This window comes from Streptococcus ruminicola (assembly GCF_011387195.1).
Classification (GTDB): Bacteria; Bacillota; Bacilli; order Lactobacillales; family Streptococcaceae; genus Streptococcus; species Streptococcus ruminicola.
The window spans coordinates 1,483,178-1,508,526 of the sequence record NZ_CP046919.1 but is presented as its reverse complement, the minus strand read 5'-3'; the positions used below and the strand labels follow the sequence as shown (position 1 = coordinate 1,508,526).

Annotated in this window: 26 protein-coding genes, 1 pseudogene and 1 riboswitch; of the genes and pseudogenes, 2 read left to right on the top strand and 25 right to left on the bottom strand. The window is 38.3% G+C overall.

The genetic code is table 11. The features are described from left to right. Positions 1–176: 176 nt before the first annotated feature. The 15 genes from GPZ88_RS07750 to GPZ88_RS07680 all read right to left on the bottom strand — a co-directional run bounded on the left by GPZ88_RS07750 (position 177) and on the right by GPZ88_RS07680 (position 13,300). Positions 177–1,043: a DNA/RNA non-specific endonuclease gene (locus GPZ88_RS07750; protein WP_158913424.1), complete on the bottom strand. Its 867-nt coding sequence runs from the start codon at positions 1,041–1,043 to the stop codon at positions 177–179. 104 nt (positions 1,044–1,147) lie between these two features. Beyond that, positions 1,148–1,336 carry a DNA-directed RNA polymerase subunit beta gene (locus GPZ88_RS07745; protein ID WP_020916495.1) on the bottom strand — a complete coding sequence of 63 codons (189 nt, stop codon included), beginning with the start codon at positions 1,334–1,336 and terminating at the stop codon, positions 1,148–1,150. Between the two features lie 3 nt (positions 1,337–1,339). After that, positions 1,340–2,614 (bottom strand): UDP-N-acetylglucosamine 1-carboxyvinyltransferase, encoded by a 1,275-nt coding sequence (gene murA / locus GPZ88_RS07740; protein ID WP_307770178.1) that lies wholly within the window; start codon positions 2,612–2,614, stop codon positions 1,340–1,342. Between the two features lie 61 nt (positions 2,615–2,675). Further along, entirely contained in the window at positions 2,676–2,912 is a 237-nt protein-coding gene (locus GPZ88_RS07735) for a DUF1146 family protein (protein WP_004231090.1), read from the bottom strand. A gap of 122 nt (positions 2,913–3,034) precedes the next feature. After that, complete coding sequence (locus GPZ88_RS07730; protein WP_074629684.1) at positions 3,035–3,451, bottom strand: F0F1 ATP synthase subunit epsilon; 417 nt, start codon at positions 3,449–3,451, stop codon at positions 3,035–3,037. Between the two features lie 12 nt (positions 3,452–3,463). After that, on the bottom strand, positions 3,464–4,870 hold the full coding sequence (gene atpD, locus GPZ88_RS07725) for a F0F1 ATP synthase subunit beta (RefSeq protein WP_039697146.1): 1,407 nt from the start codon (positions 4,868–4,870) through the stop codon (positions 3,464–3,466). A gap of 67 nt (positions 4,871–4,937) precedes the next feature. Beyond that, the gene (locus tag GPZ88_RS07720) at positions 4,938–5,813 is read right to left on the bottom strand and encodes a F0F1 ATP synthase subunit gamma (protein ID WP_158913422.1); all 876 of its coding nucleotides are present in this window, start codon (positions 5,811–5,813) and stop codon (positions 4,938–4,940) included. A gap of 14 nt (positions 5,814–5,827) precedes the next feature. Continuing rightward, on the bottom strand, positions 5,828–7,333 hold the full coding sequence (gene atpA, locus GPZ88_RS07715; RefSeq protein ID WP_039697147.1) for a F0F1 ATP synthase subunit alpha: 1,506 nt from the start codon (positions 7,331–7,333) through the stop codon (positions 5,828–5,830). Positions 7,334–7,348: 15 nt separating this feature from the next. After that, complete coding sequence (locus tag GPZ88_RS07710; RefSeq protein ID WP_039697148.1) at positions 7,349–7,885, bottom strand: F0F1 ATP synthase subunit delta; 537 nt, start codon at positions 7,883–7,885, stop codon at positions 7,349–7,351. Further along, positions 7,885–8,382, bottom strand: a complete 498-nt coding sequence (atpF, locus tag GPZ88_RS07705) for a F0F1 ATP synthase subunit B (protein ID WP_039697149.1) — start codon at positions 8,380–8,382, stop codon at positions 7,885–7,887. The genes GPZ88_RS07710 and atpF overlap by 1 nt, the downstream gene beginning before the upstream one ends. A gap of 14 nt (positions 8,383–8,396) precedes the next feature. Further along, positions 8,397–9,116, bottom strand: a complete 720-nt coding sequence (gene atpB, locus GPZ88_RS07700) for a F0F1 ATP synthase subunit A (protein ID WP_039697150.1) — start codon at positions 9,114–9,116, stop codon at positions 8,397–8,399. A 38-nt stretch (positions 9,117–9,154) separates the two neighbouring features. Further along, positions 9,155–9,358: a F0F1 ATP synthase subunit C gene (locus tag GPZ88_RS07695; RefSeq protein ID WP_021141992.1), complete on the bottom strand. Its 204-nt coding sequence runs from the start codon at positions 9,356–9,358 to the stop codon at positions 9,155–9,157. A gap of 318 nt (positions 9,359–9,676) precedes the next feature. Beyond that, positions 9,677–10,702 (bottom strand): diacylglycerol kinase family lipid kinase, encoded by a 1,026-nt coding sequence (locus GPZ88_RS07690; protein WP_166043921.1) that lies wholly within the window; start codon positions 10,700–10,702, stop codon positions 9,677–9,679. 20 nt (positions 10,703–10,722) lie between these two features. Next, positions 10,723–12,681: an NAD-dependent DNA ligase LigA gene (gene ligA, locus GPZ88_RS07685; RefSeq protein ID WP_166043919.1), complete on the bottom strand. Its 1,959-nt coding sequence runs from the start codon at positions 12,679–12,681 to the stop codon at positions 10,723–10,725. Positions 12,682–12,790: 109 nt separating this feature from the next. Continuing rightward, positions 12,791–13,300 carry a QueT transporter family protein gene (locus tag GPZ88_RS07680; RefSeq protein WP_074559671.1) on the bottom strand — a complete coding sequence of 170 codons (510 nt, stop codon included), beginning with the start codon at positions 13,298–13,300 and terminating at the stop codon, positions 12,791–12,793. Beyond that, positions 13,298–13,410: riboswitch (PreQ1 riboswitch) on the bottom strand. Its footprint overlaps the gene before it by 3 nt. Before the next feature lie 28 nt (positions 13,411–13,438). Here GPZ88_RS07680 and GPZ88_RS07675 point away from each other — a divergent pair. Next, positions 13,439–13,864, top strand: coding sequence for a GtrA family protein (locus GPZ88_RS07675; RefSeq protein ID WP_166043917.1), 426 nt, complete (start codon positions 13,439–13,441; stop codon positions 13,862–13,864). Between the two features lie 12 nt (positions 13,865–13,876). On the opposite strand, the gene GPZ88_RS07670 is transcribed toward GPZ88_RS07675, so the two are convergent. From GPZ88_RS07670 to metK, 7 genes and pseudogenes are all read right to left on the bottom strand, one after another. Continuing rightward, positions 13,877–14,794 (bottom strand): YihY/virulence factor BrkB family protein, encoded by a 918-nt coding sequence (locus GPZ88_RS07670; protein ID WP_074566175.1) that lies wholly within the window; start codon positions 14,792–14,794, stop codon positions 13,877–13,879. Between the two features lies 1 nt (position 14,795). Next, on the bottom strand, positions 14,796–15,656 hold the full coding sequence (locus GPZ88_RS07665; RefSeq protein WP_133017614.1) for a methionyl aminopeptidase: 861 nt from the start codon (positions 15,654–15,656) through the stop codon (positions 14,796–14,798). A gap of 112 nt (positions 15,657–15,768) precedes the next feature. Then, on the bottom strand, positions 15,769–17,052 hold the full coding sequence (gene spxR, locus GPZ88_RS07660) for a CBS-HotDog domain-containing transcription factor SpxR (RefSeq protein ID WP_166043915.1): 1,284 nt from the start codon (positions 17,050–17,052) through the stop codon (positions 15,769–15,771). After that, the gene (locus tag GPZ88_RS07655; RefSeq protein WP_157628860.1) at positions 17,045–17,599 is read right to left on the bottom strand and encodes a GNAT family N-acetyltransferase; all 555 of its coding nucleotides are present in this window, start codon (positions 17,597–17,599) and stop codon (positions 17,045–17,047) included. The genes spxR and GPZ88_RS07655 overlap by 8 nt, the downstream gene beginning before the upstream one ends. A 75-nt stretch (positions 17,600–17,674) precedes the next feature. Further along, positions 17,675–18,934, bottom strand: a complete 1,260-nt coding sequence (locus GPZ88_RS07650) for a UDP-N-acetylglucosamine 1-carboxyvinyltransferase (protein WP_039697159.1) — start codon at positions 18,932–18,934, stop codon at positions 17,675–17,677. A 266-nt stretch (positions 18,935–19,200) separates the two neighbouring features. Further along, positions 19,201–20,045, bottom strand: a pseudogene (locus GPZ88_RS07645) (AraC family transcriptional regulator). A gap of 115 nt (positions 20,046–20,160) precedes the next feature. Then, positions 20,161–21,351: a methionine adenosyltransferase gene (gene metK / locus GPZ88_RS07640; RefSeq protein WP_074563374.1), complete on the bottom strand. Its 1,191-nt coding sequence runs from the start codon at positions 21,349–21,351 to the stop codon at positions 20,161–20,163. A gap of 512 nt (positions 21,352–21,863) precedes the next feature. Here metK and birA point away from each other — a divergent pair. Next, a complete protein-coding gene (gene birA, locus GPZ88_RS07635) occupies positions 21,864–22,796 on the top strand; it encodes a bifunctional biotin--[acetyl-CoA-carboxylase] ligase/biotin operon repressor BirA (protein ID WP_166043914.1) in 933 nt (310 codons plus the stop codon). On the opposite strand, the gene GPZ88_RS07630 is transcribed toward birA, so the two are convergent. The 3 genes from GPZ88_RS07630 to GPZ88_RS07620 all read right to left on the bottom strand — a co-directional run bounded on the left by GPZ88_RS07630 (position 22,777) and on the right by GPZ88_RS07620 (position 25,235). Beyond that, a complete protein-coding gene (locus GPZ88_RS07630; RefSeq protein WP_039697242.1) occupies positions 22,777–22,971 on the bottom strand; it encodes a DUF3272 family protein in 195 nt (64 codons plus the stop codon). The genes birA and GPZ88_RS07630 overlap by 20 nt on opposite strands. An 87-nt stretch (positions 22,972–23,058) precedes the next feature. Further along, positions 23,059–24,738, bottom strand: coding sequence for a DNA polymerase III subunit gamma/tau (gene dnaX / locus GPZ88_RS07625; RefSeq protein ID WP_166043912.1), 1,680 nt, complete (start codon positions 24,736–24,738; stop codon positions 23,059–23,061). Beyond that, the gene (locus tag GPZ88_RS07620; protein ID WP_014334492.1) at positions 24,738–25,235 is read right to left on the bottom strand and encodes a GAF domain-containing protein; all 498 of its coding nucleotides are present in this window, start codon (positions 25,233–25,235) and stop codon (positions 24,738–24,740) included. Before GPZ88_RS07620 ends, dnaX begins: the two co-directional genes overlap by 1 nt. Between the last annotated feature and the right edge of the window lie 114 nt (positions 25,236–25,349).

Genomic DNA, 25,349 nt, shown 5'->3' with positions numbered 1-25,349 from the left:
TTAATTCATCGTCTTTAACATGAGTGAATTCGCCAAACTTTCATCTAGGAAGCTTCCAGTCACGACTTCCATTCCCTGTTAAACTGCCATAAGGTTACTAGTCTCATAAGACACTATTCAATTTACACCCCATTCTAGCAAATTTTTTGCCATTTGACAAGGTTGAATATAGCAGCTTAATTCACACTAACCTGACCTGAATAATAATCAAAGCTTAAACCACTTTGGACATTCGGAATGAAAACATTAAACTCTAAACTACCGTCAGATGATTTTGCTTCCAAATGTGTCCCGCTAGCAAGAATATTATCGCCATCATAGATTAAAGTCACGCGGTAACGAACACGTTTATTCTGATCAAGTGCTCTTCTGACCTGACCTTCGTAGTAATTTTGACCCGTTGAGTCTTCTGAACTAGCTTCATTTGCCCAGGCTGCCTGAGTGGCTACATTTTCAGGATTGCTTGTTGAAGCATCAAAGCCTTTTAAGCCACCAACTAAAGCATAGCCGAGCAAGTGCCCACGGTCAACGGCGTGACTGTATGTTCCAGAAAGATTTTGCACTTGGTGCCAGCCCGCTGGTGTCCATGAAGTTGAGCCATTTCTAGTTTCCTCACGGCTTCTATATTGACGTGTAGACTTACTCAACAAAGCATTTGCGACCGTTGGAATAGTCTGACCTTGCACAATTTTTGTTTTGTTATTGGCATAAGGTTTGCTGGCTACTCTTGCATTCAAATCGTTTTTATTTCCGTTAACCAAATAAGCTCCCGCACCGTTCCATTCTAAATTTGAACCAAGCTGAGCTTTAACACTGTCTGTTAAGACTGAGTCTGCTAATTCTTGACTTGGTGTTGCTTGATTAGCAGAAGACTGATTTGACACAATCTTTGCAGATGATTCTCCCGTAATCAAGGAAATAACTTGATTAACAGGATCACTTGAATCTGAAGTTGTCAGCCAACCCGCACCAATACTAACCAATAAAACTAATAAAGAAATAAATGATTTTGTCTGTTTAGACAGTTTTGATTTCTTTGCCATAAAATCCTTTCACTAAAAAAGTGGAACATCGTGCTTTATCAAAATCATAAAGTCGATTATCCCACTTCTACATTTTCGTCAAGCTGCTCTAAAATACAAATAGCTTATTGGCCTGTAAATTTGCCAATAATTGCTTGCCATTTATCAATCGATAAAATTGAGAATGGATTTTTACCATCACCAATGACGGCATATCCAATCATCAATCCAACTGCTAAAAATAAACAAGCCAAAAGAGCAACCACTAGAACTAATCCTAACTGTTTTGCTACGTATTTCCAGCCACTTGTCATTTTTTAAGCCTCACTTACACGTTTAATATTTGCACCGAGTTTAGCCAATTTTTCATGGAATTTGTAATATCCACGGTCAAGGTGATTCAAGCGACCAACTGTTGTTGTTCCTTTTGCCACCATCCCTGTCAAAATAAGGGCTGCGCTAGCACGAAGGTCAGTTGACATAACTGGAGCACCTTGAAGCTCTAGCCCACCATGAATCATAGCTGTATCGCGCATGATTTCTGACTGCAAGCCCATACGGCGCATTTCTTCCAAATGTTGGAAACGATTCTCAAAGACCGTTTCAATCATTGTTGATTCGCCATTGACAACTGCCATCAAAGCTGTAAATTGAGCTTGCATATCTGTAGGGAAACCTGGATGAGGAAGTGTTTTAACCGTTACTGGTTTTAATTTTGCCGTATCAGCAATAACACGAATCCCTTCAGGTTCATCAATAACGGTCACACCCATCTCAATCAATTTTGAAATCAAAGGACGATTGTGTTCCCAGATAGCATCCTTAACAAGAACATTACCTGATGTCATAGCTGCCGCTACCATGAAAGTTCCAGCTTCAATACGGTCTTGAACCACATCATGTTCAGCACCATGAAGACTATCGACACCAGTAATGGTCAAAGTCTCTGTACCAGCACCTTTAACGATAGCACCCATTTTATTAAGTAGCATCGCTAAATCAACGATTTCTGGCTCACGTGCGACATTTTCAATAACAGTCACACCTTCTGCCAAAGTTGCTGCCATCATCAAGTTTTGTGTTGCACCAACTGATGGGAAATCCATGTAAATTGTTGTCCCTTTAAGTTTCCCATCAACAGTCGCTGTGATATCACCACCAGCTTGTGTGATTTTTGCCCCCATAGCTTCCAAACCTTTAAGGTGAAGGTCAATTGGACGACTACCAATCGTGCAGCCACCAGGCATTGATACTTTTGCATGACCTTTACGCGCTAAAATTGGTCCTAAAACAACGATTGAAGCACGCATTTTGCTAACATATTCATATGGGGCAATATCCAAAATATCTCCTGAAGCATCCACTTCAATCGTGTTATTCGCTTCATCAAAATCAACTTGAATATCTAAACCACGGACAACATTATTCATCGTAAAGACATCTGAAAGGATTGGGACATTTGTTAAAACTGTCTTTCCTTCCTTCGGTAAAATTGTCGCTGCAAGAAGAGGAAGAACCGCATTCTTTGCTCCTTCAATGATTACTTCTCCTTCTAGGCGTGTATTACCGCCTTCAATAATAATTTTATCCAAAATGAACTCCATTCTTATATTATAATATCAAAATTATATCATAGTTTAGCGATTATTGCTTTTATTGAAAACCAAAGAAGAAAGTCTGACTAACTGTAATGATTTCTAAAATAAAATGGCTTACCATATAACCAAGTGCAATACTAACCAAAAGAATAAATACCTTAAGGCGACCGATATTCTCAGGCGTATTTTTAATTAATTTTGACCAATCAAATAAATTTCGAAGAATTTGATGTGTCATTGCAATAAAAACAAGGTGACTAATCAAAGTCACTGAACTATTTAAAATTTCCATAGAACTATTATATCAGATTTCATTTTCGACAACAAAAAACTGCACAAGTGTAAGCTTTCTTCATGAAAAAAACATCAAAAAGTAATAAAAAAAGCCTGAGATAAACTCTCAGACCTTTTCGTTTATTTATTACCAACACTGATACGGTTCAAAGCACGGCGAAGAGCAACTTGTGCACGACGTACTTCGTCGATATCGTGAGTACTTTGAGCTTGTTCCAATTTACGTTCAGCACGGATTTTAGCACGTTCAGCACGGCTAACATCGATATCGCGTTCACGTTCTGCAGAATCTGCAACAATTGTCACAAGATTATCTTTAATCTCAATAATACCACCGTTGATAGCTACCCAATCCACGTGATTAGGATCATCTGTACGATGAATTTTCATTTCGTGGACAGTTAGCGGAGCAATGAGGTTAATGTGTTCTGGCAAAATCCCCATCTCACCATCCGGTGTTTTTACTGAAATAAAATTAGCATGGTGATCATAGCGAATACCATCTGGTGTTACTACCTGAACAGTCATATATGTCATGGTATCACCTCATTAGTAATTCATTTTCTTAGCTTTTTCAACTACATCCTCGATTGGACCTACGTTACGGAAAGCATCTTCTGGAAGATCATCATATTTACCTTCCAAGATTTCTTTGAATCCACGAACAGTTTCAGCAACTGGAACGTATGAACCAGGCATACCTGTAAATTGTTCAGCAACGTTGAAGTTTTGTGACAAGAAGAATTGGATACGACGAGCACGTCCAACCAATGTTTTTTCTTCGTCAGACAATTCATCCATACCAAGGATTGCAATGATATCTTGCAATTCACGGTAACGTTGAAGAACACGTTGAACTTCTGTTGCTACTTCATAGTGTTCTTGACCAACAATTTCTGGGGCAAGGGCACGTGAGCTTGAAGCAAGAGGGTCAACGGCTGGGTAGATACCCATTTGAGTCAACTTACGTTCAAGGTTGGTTGTTGAATCCAAGTGAGCGAATGCTGTTGCTGGCGCTGGGTCAGTGTAGTCATCGGCTGGCACGTAGATGGCTTGGATAGATGTAACAGAACCTTTTTTAGTTGATGTGATACGTTCTTGCAATTGACCCATTTCAGTAGCCAATGTTGGTTGGTAACCAACGGCAGATGGCATACGACCAAGAAGGGCTGATACTTCAGAACCTGCTTGAGTGAAACGGAAGATGTTATCGATGAAAAGAAGCACGTCTTGTCCTTCGACATCACGGAAGTATTCCGCAATTGTCAAACCAGTAAGGGCAACACGCATACGTGCTCCAGGTGGTTCATTCATTTGACCGAAGACCATGGCTGTTTTTTCGATAACGCCAGATTCTTTCATTTCCCAGTAAAGGTCATTACCTTCACGTGTACGTTCCCCAACACCGGTAAATACTGAGATACCACCGTGTTCTTGGGCAATGTTGTGAATCAATTCTTGGATAAGAACGGTTTTACCAACACCGGCACCACCGAAAAGTCCGACTTTACCACCTTTTAGGTAAGGGGCAAGAAGGTCAATAACTTTGATACCTGTTTCAAGGATTTCTGATGATGTTGATAATTCATCAAAAGCTGGTGCTTTTTTGTGAATTGGTTCGCGTGGTGCATCTTCTGCAAATGGTTCATCAAGGTCAATTGTATCCCCGAGAACGTTAAACACACGACCCAAAGTTTCTTTACCAACTGGTACACTGATTGGACGACCAGTATCAAAAACTTCTAATCCACGTGTAAGCCCATCAGTTGATTCCATAGCGATAGTACGTACAAGACCGTCTCCAAGTTCAAGAGCAACTTCGAGCACGATTTTTTGAGATTTATCGCCATCTTTATAAACAATCAATGCATTATTAATCTCAGGTAGTTTGTCACCAGCAGCAAACGCAACGTCGACAACTGGACCTACAACCTGAGCAATTTTGCCTGAGCTCATGTTTTTCTCCTTTTAGATTTTTTAGGGAGTGGCTCCCTTTTTTATGAGGCTAAAAAGCACTCACATTTTATTCTAGTGCGTTAGCACCTGCTACAATTTCTGTGATTTCTTGTGTAATAGCAGCTTGACGCGCACGGTTGTACTGAATAGTCAAATCGTTAATAACGTTTTTAGCGTTATCAGTTGCTGTTTGCATAGCAGTCATACCTGCCGCATGCTCAGCAGTTTTAGCATCAACAATGGCACCATAAATAAGGCTTTCAGTATATTGTGGCAAGAGTTGTTCCAAAATCATTTCACGATTTGGTTCCAATTCAAATCCACTTACACCTTCTTCTGCTGCTTCATCAGCATCCAATTCAGCGATTGGAAGCATTTGTTGTACACGAACTTGACTAGTCAAGCTATTCACATGGTGATTGTAACATACATATAATTCATCGAACAATTCGTTTTTATACATTTCAACAGATTTTGAAATGATATTTCCAACTTGTTCAAATGATGGCTGATCTTCCAAACCACGCAATTCAAAGACAACGTTCATTCCACGAGCTTTAAAGAAATCAGCACCAATACCACCGATGGCAATAATAGCGTAGTTACCATCTTGGTGATATTCCTCAATAAGATCCATCATTGCTTTCAAGATTTTTGAGTTATATCCACCAACAAGTCCTTTGTCAGACGTGATAACAATGTAACCAGTCTTTTTAACCGGACGAGCGGCTAGCATTGGATTTTTTGAACCATTAACTAATTCTGATTTCAATAAGTCAGTAGTGATTTGACGAATTTTTGAAGCGTAAACTTGGAAATCTTTTGCTGCTTGCTCAGATTTAGTCAATTTCGCAGCAGATACCATTTGCATGGCACCTGTGATGTGACTTGTTTTCTGAGTTGAAATAATTTTCCCTTTGATTTCACTAAGAGAGCCTGCCATATGCTACCTCCCTCTTATTTGAATTCTGACTGATCTTTAAAGGCTTGAATAGCTGCATCTAAGACAGATTCTTCTGGTAAATCTTTGGTTGTACGGATAGTTTCAAAGATTGATTCGTAGTGTGCATCAAAGTAATCATACAAAGCTTCTTCGAATGCTAGGATGTCATTTACTGGCACATCATCCAAGAAACCATGAGTAAGCGCATAAAGAATCACAACTTGTTTTTCAACAGGAAGTGGTTTGTGAACAGGTTGTTTAAGCACTTCAACTGTACGACGTCCACGGTTAAGTTTAGCTTGAGTTGCGGCATCCAAGTCAGAACCGAATTGAGTGAAGGCTTCAAGTTCACGGTAAGAAGCCAAGTCAAGACGAAGTGTACCAGCAACTTTCTTCATTGCTTTGATTTGTGCTGAACCACCAACACGTGATACTGAAGAACCAGCATCGATTGCAGGACGAATACCTGAGTTGAAAAGATTTTCTTGCAAGAAGATTTGTCCGTCAGTGATTGAGATTACGTTAGTTGCGATGTAAGCTGAGATATCACCAGCTTGTGTTTCGATAAATGGAAGGGCTGTAATTGAACCACCACCAAGAGCATCAGAAACTTTCGCAGAACGTTCAAGCAAGCGGCTGTGAAGATAGAAGACATCACCTGGGTAAGCTTCACGTCCTGGTGGACGACGAAGAAGAAGTGACAGTTCACGGTAAGCTACCGCTTGTTTTGATAAATCATCATAAACAATCAAGACATGTTTTCCGTTGTACATAAATTCTTCTGCCATTGCAACACCAGCATATGGAGCGATGTAAAGTAATGGAGAAGGTTGTGAAGCTGAGGCTGTCACAACGATTGTGTAATCAAGGGCACCGTATTTACGAAGTGTTTCAACTTGTGTACGAACAGTTGATTCTTTTTGACCAATAGCAACATAGATACAAATCATATCTTGTCCTTTTTGGTTCAAAATTGCGTCAATCGCAACAGATGTTTTACCTGTTTGACGGTCACCAATGATCAATTCACGTTGACCACGTCCAATTGGAACCAAAGCGTCAATCGCTTTAAGACCTGTTTGGAGTGGTTCAGAAACTGATTTACGTTGCATAACGCCTGGTGCAGGTGTTTCAACTGGACGTGTAGCAGTTGTCTTGATATCACCAAGACCATCTACTGGTTGACCAAGTGGGTTAACAACACGACCGATAAGAGCTTCACCTACTGGTACTTCCATGATTTTACCAGTACGTTTTACTTCATCACCTTCACGAATTGTAGAGAAATCTCCAAGAATGATGATACCAACGTCATTTGACTCAAGGTTTTGAGCCATACCGAAAGCACCATTTGAAAATTCAAGAAGTTCTCCACTCATGGCATTATCAAGACCACGAGCACGAGCGATACCATCACCGATATAAGTGACAACACCAGTTTCTGTGACGTCAAAATTTGGCTGGAAGTTTTCAATTTGCTTTTTAATTAAAGCGCTAATTTCTTGTGCATTAATTGCCAAAAGTCACACCACTTTCTATTTCAAATTCATTTTAAATTCTTGCAATTGACGACGAATACTTGTGTCAATTACTTTATTGTTAACATTGATAACAAATCCACCAAGGATTGATTCGTCAATGTTTTCAACGAGTTTACCAGCTTTAACACCGAATTTTTCAGCTACCAAGGCTAGGATACGTTCTTTTTGTTCATCAGTTAAAGCTACTGCGGTTGTCACAACAATATCGTGTTGATTTGTAGCAATAACAAAATCTTTTTGAACACCTTCCAAGATGGCTTTCAAGAACGCTTCTCGTTCATTTTGTAAAATTACCTCAAGAAAATTGTTCATGTAAACTGAACTAGACTCTTGAAGCAACCTAACAAGTTTTACTTTTTCATCACGTGAAACGACTAAACTTGACAAGAAGTCAGCTAAGTTTGTCTCTTCAAAAACAGACAACAAAGCTTCTGTTTCTGATTGGAGTTCAGCTAAACTGTCTTTTTCAATAGCAATTTCTACGAGACTTTTCGCATATTGCTCAACAAGAGCTTGTGTCTTTTTATCCATTAGGCATCTCCTAGCTTGTCAAGATAGCTATCAATGAGATTGCTTTGAGCTTCTTTGTCAAGATTAGCTGTCATGATTTTTTCTGCCAAAAGGACAGTCAAATCAGCGACATCACCTTTAACACTTGAAAGAGCTTCTGCTTTACTTTGTTCGATATCTTGATTAGCTTTAGCTTTCAAGCGGCTAGCTTCTTCGCGTGCTTCAGCGACAATTTTAGCCTCTTGATTTTTACCAGTTTCTTTGGCATCATCAATAATTTGAGTTGCCTCAGTACGAGCGCCAGCTAACTCTTCTTGGCGTTTAGCAGCAAGAGCTTCTGCTTCTTTACGTGCTGCTTCTGCACCATCAATATCATTAGCAATTTTTTCTTCACGAGCGGTAAAGATCCCTGTCAATTGTTCCCAAGCAAAAAGTTTGATGAGAACCAACAAAAGGATCACTGAACCAGCAGTAATAATAATATTACCAATACTTGTACTATTGATTAGTGTTTCCATTGATTATTCCTTTCTTAAGATTCATCCTCATCTTCTGGGAGTTTTTCTGAGATATATTTAGATGACAAAATAGTGAATACGTACGCTTGAATGCATCCGATAAAGGCTGAGAAAGCAACCCAAGCCAAGTTAAGGGCAAAGGCAAATGGAGCAAAAATCAAGCTTTTTGTACCAAAACCTACAATCAAAGCAGTAACAACTTCACCAGCATAAATGTTACCAAATAAACGTAGAGCAAGTGACAAAACGTTAGTAAATTGCTCTAAGATGTTCATTGGAAGCATCATTGGGAAAGGACTTAAGTAACCTTTCAAATATGCTTTGACACCTTTCTTTCGAACACCCTCAACATGGACAACAATCGCGACGATTAAAGACAAAGTAAAATCGACCATGAAAGTTGATGTTGGAGATGTCCAAAAGTTATAATCTTCAGACTCCAATTTAACTAGCAAACCAAGGTTGTTAGCAATCAGAATGAAAAAGAAGAATGTGAACATCAACAAGCTGTACTTAGGAGTGTATTCTCCAAGATTAGGTTTAATCGTATTTTGTACGAACTCGTAGACATACTCAATGAAATTTTGTTTTCCTTTAGGTTTTAGAGTCATTTTTCGAGTTGCCCAAAAAATGATACCGAAGGAAATAATCACCGTCAAGAGAGACATCGCTAAAATGGTTAAGTCAAACTCAATACCAAAGACATGCGCTGTTGGATTTACAGATGTTTCCAACTTTATCCCTCCTTCTTTTTATAAGTTCTTAGTTAGAATTATCCAACGAAGAATGTAGATGCAAGAAGGACGAAGAATGTACCTTCGATGAAGGCTACTCCAAGGAACATGATTGTTTGCAATTTACTGAACATTTCTGGTTGACGTGCTGCAGATTTTGCAATGTTGGCAACGAGGATACCTTCACCAAGACTAACTCCTAGTACGGCAAGACCAAGTGCTAAGATTTTTAAATTCAACATGATATGAATCTCCTTTTAAAATTTTTTACTTCGTTATTTTAGTCCTATTTTAAGGAATTGTCAACGAAATCACCGTTTTCGGAAACGTTTTCCCGAACTATACTTAACCTTTGTTTAGTTTTTAAGCAATAATAAAAGGAAAACGGTCAAATCCGCTTTCCTTTAGGCTTTATGAGCCTTATTTACTAACATTTTATGGTAGATTTTCTATACAAATCATGTTGGAAAATGCGTTTTTGGACAGAATGTCCAGAAACTGCTTTCATAAACAATTTTCCATATAATTTTGAAAACACTTTCTACTATTTAAAGTGCGAATTATTTGTCCATTGACTCATCTAAGTCTTCAACTTCATGAGCAAATTTTTGAGCAATAGCTTCTAGCGCTAAATCTTCTTGATCCCAAACTAAGGCATCATCTGAAATTTCATCCGTGTTAGCAAAGAAAGTAATATGATTTTTAAGATTACGAAGCACGATTGGCGCGTCACCACCGTACTCACCATCCAAATTAATCATCATTTTCTTGTCTGATAGAGGTTCAATTTTCAAGAAGTCTGTCTTGATGTACTCAATGCGCTTATCACCGATATGTTTACCACCATCAAGAACTAATCGAATCAAACGTAAAATCTCAATCAAGTTAGCTGTTTTCACTAAAATCAAAGTGAACTTACCATCATCAAGTTTAGCATCTGGAGCGATTTGTTCAAAGCCACCTACTGAATTAGTGATGGCAGCAAAAATCATTGACACATCACCTTCAAAGACACCTTTTTCATGTTTGATGCGAACTGGAACCGTACGAATTCCTGGTAGAAGCTCAACCCCTTTTGCCAAATAAGCTAGGTAACCAAACATGGTTTTCAACTGACTTGGCACACTGTAAGTCAATTCTGTGAATGAACCTGCAGCAGCGATATTGATGAAATACGTATCCTCACGCGCTTGACCAATATCCATGTGAATCAGTTGGTTTTTACCAATAATTTTTGCAGCTTCAACGGGATTTCCACGAGGAATCTTAAGGGCACGCGCAAAGTCATTTGTCGTACCTGTTGGAATGATTGCCATTTTTGGTCGTTTTTCTAGCGGAGCAATTCCATTAACAACCTCATTAATCGTTCCGTCACCACCTGCAGCGATGACTAAATCAAAACCAGCCTTTGCTGCTCTCTCAGCTTCATTGCGAGCTGAATTTTCTTCGGGTGTTGTTTGAAAGGCAGAAGTTTCATAACCAAAGCCTTCTAAAATATCTAGAACTTCGGCAACATTTTTCTTCATAATTTCCTGGCCAGAGGTCGGATTATAGATTAAACGTGCTCGTTTTTGTTTTTTGACCATATTATATTACCTCAAAAAGATTATAAACTTTCTAACCAAGCTTCATCACGAACGTCAATTCCAAGAGCTTGGGCTTTTGTCAATTTTGATCCAGCATCTGCTCCTGCAACAACAATATCTGTCTTTTTAGAAACACTGCCTGTAACCTTAGCTCCTAAATCCTGCAACTTTTCTTTAGCTTCATTTCGCGTTAAGCGTTGGAGTTTTCCAGTTAGAACCACTGTCAAACCAGCTAATTGAGCATCTTTGGAAACTTTCTTTCCAAGATAAGCAAAATTAACACCAGCATTTTTCAATTCTGCCAAAAGTTCTTCGGCTTCTTTTTTTGCAAAATAGCTGCGCAGTGACTTAGCAATAACTGTTCCAAGACCATCAATATTAGCAATAGCTTCTTCATCTGCTGCCACAAGGTTTTCGATACTTTCAAAAACTTCTAGGAGCTGACGACTTGCTTTAGCACCAACATGACGGATTCCTAAACCAAATAATAATTTTTCTGCTGAATTAGCTTTTGATGCTTGGATAGCATTGTAAAGTTTTTCAGCTGATTTTTCTTTAAAGCCATCAAGCGTCAGCAAATCTTCGACACTTAGTCGATAAATATCTGCAACGTCATGAACCAAATCCGCTGTAAAGAGTTTCTTAACGATTGAAGGTCCAAGACCAGTAATATTCATGGCATCTCGACTGGCAAAATGCGTTAAGCGCTCTTGAATTTGGCTTGGGCAAAGTGGGTTAATACAGCGAAGCGCCACTTCATCCTCATAGTGAATCAGCTCACTGCCACATGACGGACACGTCTCAGGAATTGGCATTGGAACTTGCTTATCACGCTTACTTTCAACCACGTGAAGTACAGCTGGAATAATATCTCCCGCCTTGTAGACAATAACGGTATCTCCGATTCGGATATCTTTTTCAGCAATATAATCCACATTGTGCAAAGTCGCACGACTAACAGTTGTTCCTGCAAGTTGAACAGGCGTTAAATTAGCTGTTGGGGTAACAACTCCCGTACGCCCAACTGTCCAATCTACTGATAAAATCTCAGCTTCTTTTTCTTCAGCTGGGAATTTATAAGCAATCGCCCAACGTGGTGCCTTAACTGTAAATCCAAGTTCTTCTTGCATAGCAAGGCTATTAACCTTAATAACGATACCGTCAATATCATACGGAAGACTATCACGCTCTGCAGCCACTTCTTGAATAAATGCCCAGATATCTTCCATTGAAGATGTTGTAATTCGTTTTGGATTAACTGAAAAACCATAACGAGACAATTCTTCTAAAACGTCATTTTGTGTGGTCATACTTGTTGACGCCACTTCTTGGTACAAGAAGGTTGCTAGATTACGTTTTGCAACGACTGCAGTATTCAACTGACGAAGGGTACCAGCTGCGGCATTACGAGGATTGGCAAATTCTGACTGACCACTTTCCCGACGTTCTTCGTTAATCTTATCAAAAGATTCTCTCGGCAAATAAGCTTCGCCTCGAACCGTGATTGTCAAAGGCTCTTCCAATTTGTGTGGAATGTCTTTGATGCGTTTGACATTTTCAGTGATATTTTCACCGATTGAACCATCACCACGTGTCGCACCAACTTGAAGTACACCGTCTACGTAGACTAATGATACTGAAAGTCCATCAATCTTAAGCTCAGCCATGTAAGATGCATTTGGAAATTCTGCCTTGACGCGACGATCAAAATCATCTAATTCCTCACGTGAAAAAGCATCTTGTAAACTATACAGTGGTGTTTCATGTTGATATTTTTCAAAGCCATCTAAAATAAGACCCCCAACTGCTTGTGTCGGACTATCCGGCAAAATCAAGTCTGGATTAGCCTTTTCAAGCTCTACCAATTCACGATAGAGCTTGTCATACTCACTATCAGAGACCGTTGGTTGGTCTTGTGTATAATACTCTTTTCGATACTGGTTGAGTTCATCAACCAATTTTTGAATACGTTCTTTCATATATACTATTTTAACACATCTAAAGAAAAATACTCTTTAAAACTTATCATTTTTTGAAGATATTATATAGAAAAAAAGAACTTCCACTTTTGGAAATTCTTTTGGTATATCAAGCAGTCAATTCAATACGACTGGCTAATTTATCCATGACAAGTGAACCAATTAGAAGAGAAGCAAGTTCTCCAACAGCTGAAGTAAACCAAGTCATCAAGAAAGGTGCATTGGCAACAATATGTAACTCGGTAGCAATGGTAAACATTGAAGCCGCAAATAATAGTGAGAAATAAAAGAATGCTTTATTAAATAAACCATTAAAGAGATATTGATCTTTATAGCGGTCAAACAAGGTTACACCTAGCATCAAGAAAACAAAAGTCTGGCTACCACCGACAAAGACATCGATGAGACCAAAACTATATAAATTAGCAATCATACAACCTGCTGTTAAGCCGATAATATATTTACGATTATAAAAAGCCAAAAATACTAACATTTCTGATACTCGGAACTGATAAGCACCGTAAGAAATCGCATTTAGAGGCGGTGTGATTGTTAAAACAACATAAAGTGCTGCAACAAGGGCAACTCGAACAAAATCACGCATAGTGAATTTTTCCATTTTCTTCTCCTTTGACGTTTGAAAGGCTAGCTTCCAACGTTTGTAATATGCTTGGCGAAAGGGAACTAAGCACCAAGGGTCGTCAAGACAACGCTTTAAAGTATAGCACAAATACTAAAAATTTGATATAGTAGTCCTATGAAAAAAATAATTACTAGCGAAGTTTTTAAATATCTATTTTTCGGAGTTCTGGCAACTATTGTCTACATGGGGACACGTTTAATCGTCTTCTCAATCGCTGAATCAGCAACTCTTTCTGCCGTTATCGCAAACATTACAGCTATTGTATTTGCTTTCTTTACCAATGATTATTTTGTTTTCAACCAAGCTAGAAAAGGTTGGTTCAAACGTTTAATCAAGTTTGCTGTTGCTCGTCTATCAACACTGATTCTTGACTTAGTTTTAGCTTACCTTTTAGTGACAAAATTTCCACATATTATCGGACAATTTGTCGGTGACAATCTGTCGATGGTAAATGCTATCGAGACTCTCTTTGCTCAAGTTTTAGTCATCGTTTTGAATTACGTTCTCAGTAAATTACTTGTTTTTAAAGATAAAAAATAACACCCTTGGGTGTTATTTTTTTCCTCGTTGTGTCAAGATAGACAACAAATCGCCTCGACGGCTTTCCATTTTCCCTTGACGTACTTCTTGATAAGTCGCATTAAAGATAGCTCCTAAAATCAAGATATGTGCAAGAAAGATAAACCACAACATCAAAACAAAAATCACGACAGATCCAAACGTTTTAATGTCCACCATTCGTTCAAAAGTTCTCAAAATATAACTACTAAACAAGTTATTCAAGAACACAATAACAACGGATGTGAATATCGTCCCTGGTAAAATATAGCGTAGACGTTTGATTTTTACGTTAGGCAGAATAAAATACAGTAACATTAGCCCAATAACAATCGTTATAACTGTCACTGGCTGTGATAAATGCAATATAACAGTTGCCATCGTATCACTCAAATCATAATTCGAATTGATAATTTGCAAAACAACTTTTAAGAAAGTCGAAAATAGTAAAACGAAAGTTAGTAAGAAAAGAATCAAAAGACTCCCAATAACACCAACTAATCGACCAATGACAACATCTCTGTGTTGCGCTACACCATATGCTTTATTAATTGCTTTTTGAAGAGAGGTCAACGATTTAGACATGGTCCAAAATGCCGTTAAAGTGGCAACTCCCAAAATACTACCTGAAGGTTTTGAAAAAATATCAATCGTAATAGCCGACACCGATGGGTAAAGGTTAGTTGGCAAATTTTTCTTCATAAATGCCAACAAAATATTAACATCAATGTTCAGATAAGGGAAAATATTAGCTGCAATGACAATCAGCGGAAAGGCTGTCAGCAGTAAATAATAAGCAACAGCAATTGCTGATAAATCAATCTCAGCACTGCGGTAGTGTTTTAAATAAACTTGCAGCGGTTGCCACTCTAATTTAGACCATAATTTGTCTAAGAATTGCTTTCGCTTCATCTTAGTAAGTTCTTTCTTCTCCTTGGCTTGTTAGAATAACAGGACCGTCTTTTGTGATAACAAATTGATGTTCGTATTGACATGATAGCCCACCATCAAGGGTTTTGTGAGCCCAGCCAGTTTTCATGTCAGTATCGATTTCCCATGTTCCTGTATTAATCATTGGTTCAACAGTCAATACCATACCTTCGCGCAAACGAAGTCCACGACCTGCTTTACCATAGTGAGGGACCATTGGTTCTTCGTGCATTGTAGGACCAACACCGTGACCTACCAAATCACGAACGACACCGTAGCCGCGGCTTTCAGCATATTCTTGAATCGCTGCACCGATATCACCGATACGGTTACCAACAACAGCTTTTTCAATACCAATATAAAGGCATTCTTTGGTAACATCCATCAGATTTTTAACTTCTTCTGAAACTTCACCAACAGCGTATGCCCAACATGAGTCGGCCACACCACCAGAATATGATTGCGTGTATTTTTTAACTTGTTCAACGTTATCAAAGTTTAGTTTTGATACGTCAACCACTGACTTATCAAGTGGTTCACTCATAACCATATCAACTTTTAGCAAGTCGCCTTCTTTTAGGATGTAGTGACGTGGAAAAGCGTGAGCCACTTCATCATTAAGACCACAACATGTAGCATATGGGTAATCCATGATTGAACCATCAACACCAATTTGAAGTGGAAGAACATTTTCTTCTTTACAACGGCGACGAACATATTCTTCAACTTCCCACATGTCAACACCTGGTTTAATAACATCACGTAAACCGATGTGGATAGAAGCAAGGAAATCTCCTGCGCGATCCATCGCTTCGATTTCACGAGCTGATTTTAATGTAATCATATTATCTATCTCCTATAATAAACTCTAAAAAGAATCAGTACTCTTAATTATACACTGATAGTCACCAAACTGTCAAAAAGGTAACGTTCTAGTCACTTTTTGATAGAAAAAATTAATTGATTTTTGTCGTTACCAGAGCTTTGGCGACAATTTGATCATCTAAAAGAATTTCAAAATCAATCACCGAGCTACGACGCTTTTCAGTTATTATGCGTGGTTGAATAATTAAGCGATCATCAATTTGAACAGCTTGCAAGAAATAAAGCATCAATTGTTCAATAATGATATTCTTTTGATGTTTTTTAGTTAAAACACGAACACTGATTTCCTTAATAAATTCTGTCAGAACACCCTGCGCAAAATTTCCTGCATGGTCAATCATCGCTGGTTCGACGATAAATTGGTAAACACCATCTTCTTGCTTCAAATTAGACAGCATCTGATCACTGTAAGTGTAAGGACTTGAATGCTGTAGGTTCTGTAAATTCTCGACAGCCTGACGGCGTGTAATCACTCCAAGTAAAGTCAAATCTTCAGCCACAACTGGCAGCATATTAAGATCTTCAAAAATCATTTTTTGACTAATGTTAGCCAGACTCGCTTGCGGTTTAGCGACAATCAAATTGCGAGACATGATACTTTTGATATCAACGTTATTTTCCTTATCAACAACGTCAAACATACTGACAACACCGACAACAAGATTTTTACTATTAATAACTGGAAAACGGACATTCTTGGTTTGCTTAATCAAGGTGTTAAAATCACGCACAGTGTCACCTTCGTGCAAAAATCCGTATTCTGCTTTGACTTGATAAACTTGCTCAACCGTTGTCAAATCTGTCTTAATGCGCAAATTAGACAAAGCATGGTTAATCATCGTGGCAACTGTAAACGTATCGTAATTAGTCACCATGACAGGAATGCCAAGCTCATCAGCTAGACGAATAACAGCTTCTGAGACAGAAAATCCTCCAGTTACCAAAATGGCGTTATGTTTTTCAAGCGCTAGCAATTGGATGTTTTCACGGTCCCCAACAATCAAAAGCCCACCTTTAACCAAATAACGCAAGATATTTTCCTGAGTCATAGCACCAATTGAAAACTTGCTAAACTCTCGGCTAAGCCCTGCTTTTCCTGCTAAAACCTCTGAATCACTGATACGAGCAATTTCTGAATAAGTCAATCGCTCAATGCGTACGGCAGGTTTCTTTTCAATACGAACCGTTCCGCTTCGAGGTCTAGTCTCTACGATACCACGATTTTCGGCTTCTTTGATAGCACGATAAGCGGTCCCATCACTAACATTTAAATGATTAGAAATACTTCGCACACTCACGCGCTTACCAACCGCCAAATTCTCCAGATACTCTAATATTTTCTGATGTTTACTCATAACGATAGTCACCTTTACTCAACTGATAATCAACATAATCGCGCATTTTTCGGCTATAACGGTCACTTCCTTTGAATTGACGCTTCAAACGAAAACCTGATTTTTGCGCTACTCGCTGACTGGCTATATTTTCTGCATGAGCAATCACATGTAAATTTTGCAGACCTAACTCTTGAAAGCTCAAAAAAGCAAGTGTTTTTAAGCACTCTGTCATTAACCCCTTGCCCCAGAAAGCTTGGTTCATAAAATAACCAATTTCTGTTGTCATACGATTATGGTCAAGTTTTTCAAAACGAATACAACCAATCATTTTACGAGTTTTTTTGTCTTCAATCGCCCAAACACCGAGCGGTTCCTTCATAAAATAATGAACCATGAGAAAATCACTTTCCTCACGTGTGGCACGACTTGGAAAAATAAAACGAAGATTATCACGATTGCTACAAATCTCAAAAAAATCCTGACTATCCTTGTATGTAAAAGGACGTAAATACATGCGTTCTGTTTCAAAAGAGGCATAACGTCCTAAACGCGTCCAAATATCCATGTCCTTATTATAACACACGACTTTAAAATTTGGTTTAGCAGAATTCAAACAAAAAAGAAGCCCTAAGGCTCCTTCTTATTCTTCGATTAATTTAATATCAGCACCTAAGGCTGTCAATTTTTCGATAATATTTGAGTAACCACGTAAAATAAATTCAACGTTGGTAATTTCTGTTTGACCTTCTGCCATCAAACCAGCTGTCACAAGAGCTGCACCAGCACGCAAGTCTGACGCTTTAACAGGTGCTCCTGTCAATTTATTAGGTCCTTGATAAGCAATACGTCCGCCAACAATTGAAATATCCGCACCCATTCTCACCAATTCAGCGACGTGGTTAGTACGTTTTTCATAGATGGTATCCAAAATCGTACCACGACCTTCTGCCACTAACAACAATGGTGTGATTGGTTGTTGCAAATCAGTTGCAAAACCAGGATATGGTGATGTTTTTACTGATACAGCTTTTAGAGTTGACTGTTTTTCAACAAAAATAGCATCTTCTTCAACCGTCATACGAACACCCATTTCTTCGAGTTTTGCAATATAACTCTCTAAGTGTTCATAAAGGACGTTAGTGATGCGAACACCTTCACCGATTGCTGCTGCCATAGCAATATAAGTACCTGCTTCAATACGGTCAGGAATCACTTGATGACGTGTTCCATGAAGGCTTTCAACCCCTTCAATAGTGATAACATCAGTACCTGCACCACGTACGTGAGCCCCCATATTGTTCAACAATGTCGCAACATCAATAATTTCTGGTTCACGAGCGGCATTTTCGATGATAGTACGACCTTTAGCTTTTGTCGCAGCAAGCATAGTGTTGATTGTTGCACCAACACTAACAGTATCCATGTAGATGTGAGCTCCATGAATTGGTTCTCCATCTGTTGCAAGGCGCATAGCTTCGCCTTCATAAGATACTTGAGCTCCCATAGCTTCAAAAGCTTTCAAGTGAAGGTCAATTGGACGAGGCCCAAGATCACATCCACCTGGAAGTCCAACAGTCGCTTCACCAAATCGGCTAAGCAAACTACCATAGAAATAATAAGAAGCACGCAAGCTATTGATTTTTCCGTATGGCATTGGTTGATTTTTAACACCACGTGGATCGATTTCAAGCGTTTCGCCTTCTCGCTTAATCTTAGCTCCCATCACTTCCATAATCTCAATCAAACTATCAACATCGGAAATGGCAGGAACTCCATCCAAAATAACAATATCATCAGATAGAATAGCTGCTGGAATCAAAGCCACAACACTATTCTTAGCACCCGAAATAGCAACCTCTCCCTTTAAAGGTTTGCCACCATTAATAACAATTTTACGCATACATTCAAAACTTTCTGCTAGAATTCAACCTTTACATTTTATCATAGATTATGGCATTTGACAAACTGATTATGGTGAATATTTTGACACTTTGTTAAGATTTTGTCATATTTTTTCGTGTTTTAATATCATAAGCAGAAACTACTACTTTTATTTTTCAAACTTTTTTAGTCAAAAAACTTTAAAATCAAGGTTAAACCTGTTTCAAATGTCTACTTTATGGCAAGTGTAACAAACTGATGGACTTTATTAAAAATATTGGTCAGCTATTTAACCTCTTCTTTAACAATCGGTATCCACAAAGCCATTTCATAATCTTCAGCGTGAATATCTCCTTCTGCATAAACCTCAAAATCTGGAGCACCAGAGTGGCGATAACCATTTTCTGGAAAAAATACTTCAAGAACATATTTCCAGGCTTCGTGAATAGACTCTGGAACATTGCCTCTGACTGGAACAATCGCATACTGCGTTTCTGCTACTTCTAAAAGACTCAAGCCCAACTCTTGTGCCTTTTTCTTATCTGTAACATCATATCCCGCTAAGTAATTAAGTCCCACACCTGATGAGAGCTCTGAGCAGACACCAAAACTTTGACCATTTCCTAATGCTTTTAAATCAGCAATATCAAATTTAGCATAGAGTCCATCCCAAACTCCTGGGCAATCTTTACTTTCAATCTGCGATGCTAAAACACCAGCAACCGCAAAAGCCGCTTTCTTTTCAATTGTGATATTCATAGACTTACCTCCACTTACCGTTAATGATAAGTAAACTTTTAGAAATACTTTGTAGGGCATTCCTTACGAACTTCAGTTGGCGTTGAACCGTGGAATTTTTTAAAAGCTGCGCTAAAACTATCCGCAGAATCATAACCATATTTCATAGCAATATCAATCACCTTATCAGATGACATCTTCAAATCATTAACCGCTTCTGATAATCTACGCTTACGCAAATACTCCGATAAGGTCATATCTGCCAAGACAGAAAATAAGCGAGAAAACATAGCATAGGAATATCCTGATAAGTGTTGAACTTTTTGTTTATCAATTTCGGTCGTTAATACACTTTCAAGGTAGGTCATTGTTTGATTAAATCGTGAAATCATTACCCTCACCTCCTACTGTATAGTCTAGCAAAAGATTGAAAGATTTTCCCCTTATTTTTAAAACAAAAAATCTAGGATAAAAAAACGCCGCACTATCAGTGCAACGTTTCTATATTTATTTTACAGCTTCTTTCAAAGCATCGACTTTATCAAGTTTTTCCCATGGAAGATCGATATCTGTACGTCCCATGTGTCCGTAAGCAGCTGTTTGACGGTAAATTGGACGTTTCAAATCAAGCATCTTAATGATACCTGCTGGACGAAGGTCAAAGACTTCACGAACAGCAGCTTCCAATTTGCTTTCAGCAACTGTGTTAGTACCAAATGTATCAACACGAACTGAAACTGGATGTGCCACACCGATAGCATAAGCTAATTGCACCTCTGCTTTGCTTGCAAAACCAGCAGCAACAATATTTTTAGCGATATAACGTGCAGCGTATGATGCAGAACGGTCAACTTTTGTAGCGTCTTTACCAGAGAAAGCACCACCACCATGACGTGCATAACCACCGTAAGTATCAACGATAATCTTACGACCAGTCAAACCAGAATCCCCTTGAGGACCACCGATTACAAAACGACCAGTTGGATTGATGAAGAATTTAGTCTTGTCATCAAGGTATTTAGCTGGAATAACTGCTTTGATGACTTTTTCAATCACGTCATTGTGAATTTGTTCGTTGGTTGCTTCTGGGTCATGTTGAGTTGAGATAACGACAGTATCGACACGAACTGGTTTGTCATTTTCATCATATTCAACTGTAACTTGTGATTTCGCATCTGGGCGAAGGTATGAAATTTCGCCTGATTTACGCAAATCTGCCAATTTTTTAACCAATTTGTGAGAAAGTGAAATTGGCAATGGCATCAATTCTGGCGTTTCATCAACAGCAAAACCAAACATCAAACCTTGGTCACCAGCACCAATCAAGTCAAGTGGATCTTGATCAGCATTTCCACGAACCTCTAATGCTTCGTTAACCCCTTGTGCAATATCAGGTGATTGTTCAACCAATGATGGATGAACACCAACTGATTCAGCAGCAAAGCCGTATTCAGCATTTGTATAACCGATTTCTGCGATAGTATCGCGAACAATACGGTTAATATCAACATAAGCTGTTGTTGAAATTTCTCCAAAAACATGGACTGACCCAGTGTATACAGCTGTTTCTGCTGCAACGTGTGCATCAGGATCTTGTTCCAACACAGCATCTAAAATAGCATCTGAAATTTGGTCTGCAATCTTATCTGGATGCCCCTCAGAAACTGATTCAGACGTGAAAAGTTTACGTTCTGACATAAAAATGTCCCCCCATATCATTATTTTTTCATTCTAACACCTCTAGGTATTAAAATGTCGGAAAAATTTTTTCCTTGAAATACCTGTACAAAAATAGCATCATTTCAGTGAGAGTTATGACGGTCAAAAACTAAAACGATTATCTTTTAGTTTTTGACCTAATAAGTCACTTAGGAAAGCGCCATAGCGGCTTTCCGTGAAATGACTAGCTACTTTCAGTAGCAGACATTTCTAGTGAGTTACAAAGTACCAATCTGTATCTTCAAAAAAGAGATGGCGCGGTCAATAGCGTGTTAGTCAAGTCAGCGAAATCGCAGATAATACTGAAGAATATCAAGATGAGCTAACGAAGAAGAACACACTATTAAACCGCCAGATTGTCTTATCGGGACTCATTGACTAGAATATTGTACCACGTTTTACCCAAATTGCCTATAGAAAAATTCTTACCATTTCGTAACAAATTCATTTTTCATTAAGAATATTTAGAAAAAATATATTATACTATTGGTATGAAAACCTATGAAAAAATTTATCATTATTTACAAAACCAAAATGATCACATTAGCGGAGAGACTTTGGCAAATGAATTCGAACTGTCACGCACCGCTATTTGGAAAGCCATCAAGACTTTAGAAGAAAAAGGCGTTCAGATTGATTCTGTTAAAAAACGTGGCTATAAAATTCTCTCAGGTGACTTGCTACTTCCAGAAATCATTTCTAAAGATTTAAAGATAGCTGTTAGTCTCAACGAAAAAAGTCAATCAACTCAATTAGATGCTAAAAATCATTTAGATGAAGATAAAGAAGCGCACCTCTACTTAGCTCCAAGTCAAGAGCAGGCTAAAGGAAGATTTGGCAGAAAGTTTTTTGCTTCAAAACAAGGAGGCATTTACATGTCTCTCCACCTTAAACCCAATGTACCTTTTGAAGAAATCAAGCCATATACTCTTATGGTTGCTTCAAGCATTGTAAAAGCTATTTCTCGCTTGACAGGCATCGAAACAGACATCAAATGGGTCAATGACATCTATTACAATGGTAAAAAAATCGCTGGCATTTTAACTGAAGCTATCTCATCGGTTGAAACTGGCTTGATTACCGATGTCATTATCGGCGTTGGCATTAATTTTCACGTTACGGATTTTCCAGATGATATTTCCAAAAAAGCTGGCTCACTTTTTTCTGAGCAACCTAGCATCACGCGCAACCAACTCATCACCGAAATTTGGAAACTCTTCTTCACTATTCCAGAAAAAGATTTAATCAAAGTTTACAAAGAAAAATCACTTGTCTTAGATAAACAAGTGACTTTTACAGAAAATGATTGTCTATACTCAGGAATCGCCCAAGACATTACCAATAAAGGGCATCTGATTGTCAAACTCGACAACGGTCAAGAAAAATTGCTTCGTAGCGGTGAAATCAGTCTTTCTTCTTGGTAGTTGATGTTAGGGTCTGCAAGACCTTATCAACCGTGTAGGCACGTTGAAGGTCACGTAGCAAAAATAACCCCCAAAAGAAAGCGAAGAAATAATCACCATTAAATAAACATTCGTTAAAAAAGTAGGTTTCAAAGGCGCACATGAGTGCCATTAAAATAAAACGTCTTATAGTCATATCTTTATTATAGCATAGATAGCTGCTTTTAGCAGTTTTCGCTGGCACGATTTCACGTTAAAAGGAAGTTTCAATCGAAACTTCCTTTTAATCTTCTACTTTGTTAATTTTATCTGCTAGAAAGTCAAAACCTTCTGGAATGAAAGAGTCATCTTTAACTTCTTCCTCTACTGGGTTTTGCTTTTTCTTTTTAAGATTTTGAGCAAATTCTGTTCGGATACTGTTAAAGTCTTTTCGCGGGACAGCCAAAATATTTGGTGAAAAGCCAGCAGCTTTACTCATGATATTACCAAACATGTCATTAAGGTCTGTTCGTTTCATGGCTTGCTCGGCATTAAAGGCTGCATCAAAAGCCAAAATGGCATTTTCGCTATTTGCAAGAACTGGTTCAGAACCAAGCAAAAGTGCGCGGTCTTGAGCTGAAATGCTATCCAAAATTTCATTCCAAGCGCCTTTAAGGGCTTCAAGATACTCTCTTGATTTCTGACTATCAACAATCGTTTCTTCCATGATAGTTAAAATCTTGACACGGTCAACTTTATAGCGATAGCTAGAATTTGTTTTTGGACGCTTGGTTGATTGTGGTGAAATCGCAGAGCTGTCCAGATTAGCTAGTTGTTTTTTCAAGTCTTTGATTTCTGACTGTAGTCTAGCTAACTCATCTGACAATCCTTCTGGAACCTGAGCTAGAGCGGTTTGTTTACCTGATTCTGACAACTGAATGGTCAACATTTCGGCGTAAATCTTAGGCTGAACACCATTTTTGATTTCAGGTAAAGCTTTGGTCACCAAGTCAATCATCGCAAAAATACGCTCTTGTTGAACATTAGCCAAATTCTCTTGAAAAACTTGACTCGTGTGTGTATTTTCACCGCCACTTTGAACCACTAATAAATCACGAAGATAGTTCAATAAATCTGTGGCAAAACGACTCATGCTCTTGCCACTATCGAAAATTGTTTCAAGATTTGTCAGAGCTTGGCTAGTTTGATTGGCTAAAATATTTGCCACAAAATCATCCAAAGCCGTCATTGAAATACTGCCTGTGATTTCTTCAGCAATGCTAAGTGAGACATGATTATCACTTGTAAGACTTAGCGCTTGGTCAAGAATAGACAAAGCATCACGCATTCCACCTTCTGCGCAGCGTGCAATCAAGGTCAAAGCATCTTCTTCGTATGTAATGCCTTCTTTGCCAAGAATATTAGCCAAATGGTCTCGAATAGCCGCTAACTTAATCGCTTTAAATTCAAAACGTTGAACACGTGACAAAATTGTCGCAGGAATTTTATGCAGTTCAGTAGTCGCTAAGATGAAAACAACATTTTCTGTTGGTTCTTCTAAGGTTTTTAGAAGCGCATTAAATGCCCCCGTTGAAAGCATGTGAACTTCATCGATGATATAAACTTTATAAGTGGCACGACTTGGTGCATAGGTTGACTTATCACGAATTTCACGAATTTCATCAACCCCATTATTAGACGCCGCGTCAATCTCAATGACATCTTCAAGACTACCATTTGTAATATCACGACAAATATCGCAATGATTACATGGTTCACCATCGACCTGGTGAGGGCAGTTCATAGCCTTTGCAAAAATTTTAGCGGCACTGGTTTTACCAGTTCCTCGTGGACCTGAAAACAAGTAAGCATGGCTGATTTTGCCAGAAGAAACTGCTTGTTTTAAAGTCGTTGAAATAACCGTTTGCCCAACCATTTCATCAAAGGTTTGGCTACGGTATTTTCGATAGAGGGCTTGATACATTATTTTTCAACTCCAAACATATCTAGATTCCAATATGATTTTTCGACAAGAATAGCTGCAAATTTTTCAAGATACTCTTGGTCAACAGCATCATAATCATCTGTCAAACGTGAATCCAAATCTAAAACACCAACAAGTTTGTCATCTTTAACCATTGGAACAACGATTTCACTCATGGCAGCAGAATCACATGCAATGTAGTTGGCGTGTTTTGTCACATCTGCAACAATCATTGTTTCTCGTTTAGCTGCTGATTCTCCACAAACACCTTTACCAAGTTTAATATGTACGCAAGATACCCCACCTTGGAATGGCCCAAGAAGCAACTCTTCACCATTGAAAAGGTAAAAGCCAGTAAAAACAGAATTTGGCAAAGTCATCTTCAAGAGCGCACTTGCATTTGAAAGGTTAGACAACAAGTTTTTTTCGTTAGCAAATAAAGCATTTGCTTGCGCTAACATGATTTCATAATTCTCAATTTTCTTAGTATTTTCCATAAGCTTAATTATATCAAAAAAAGCCTGCTTCGTCATACTTTGAAAAAATGATATTTTGGTGAATTTGATGTAAAAAAGAGCTGAGACAATGGCATCTCAACTCAATTTATATTA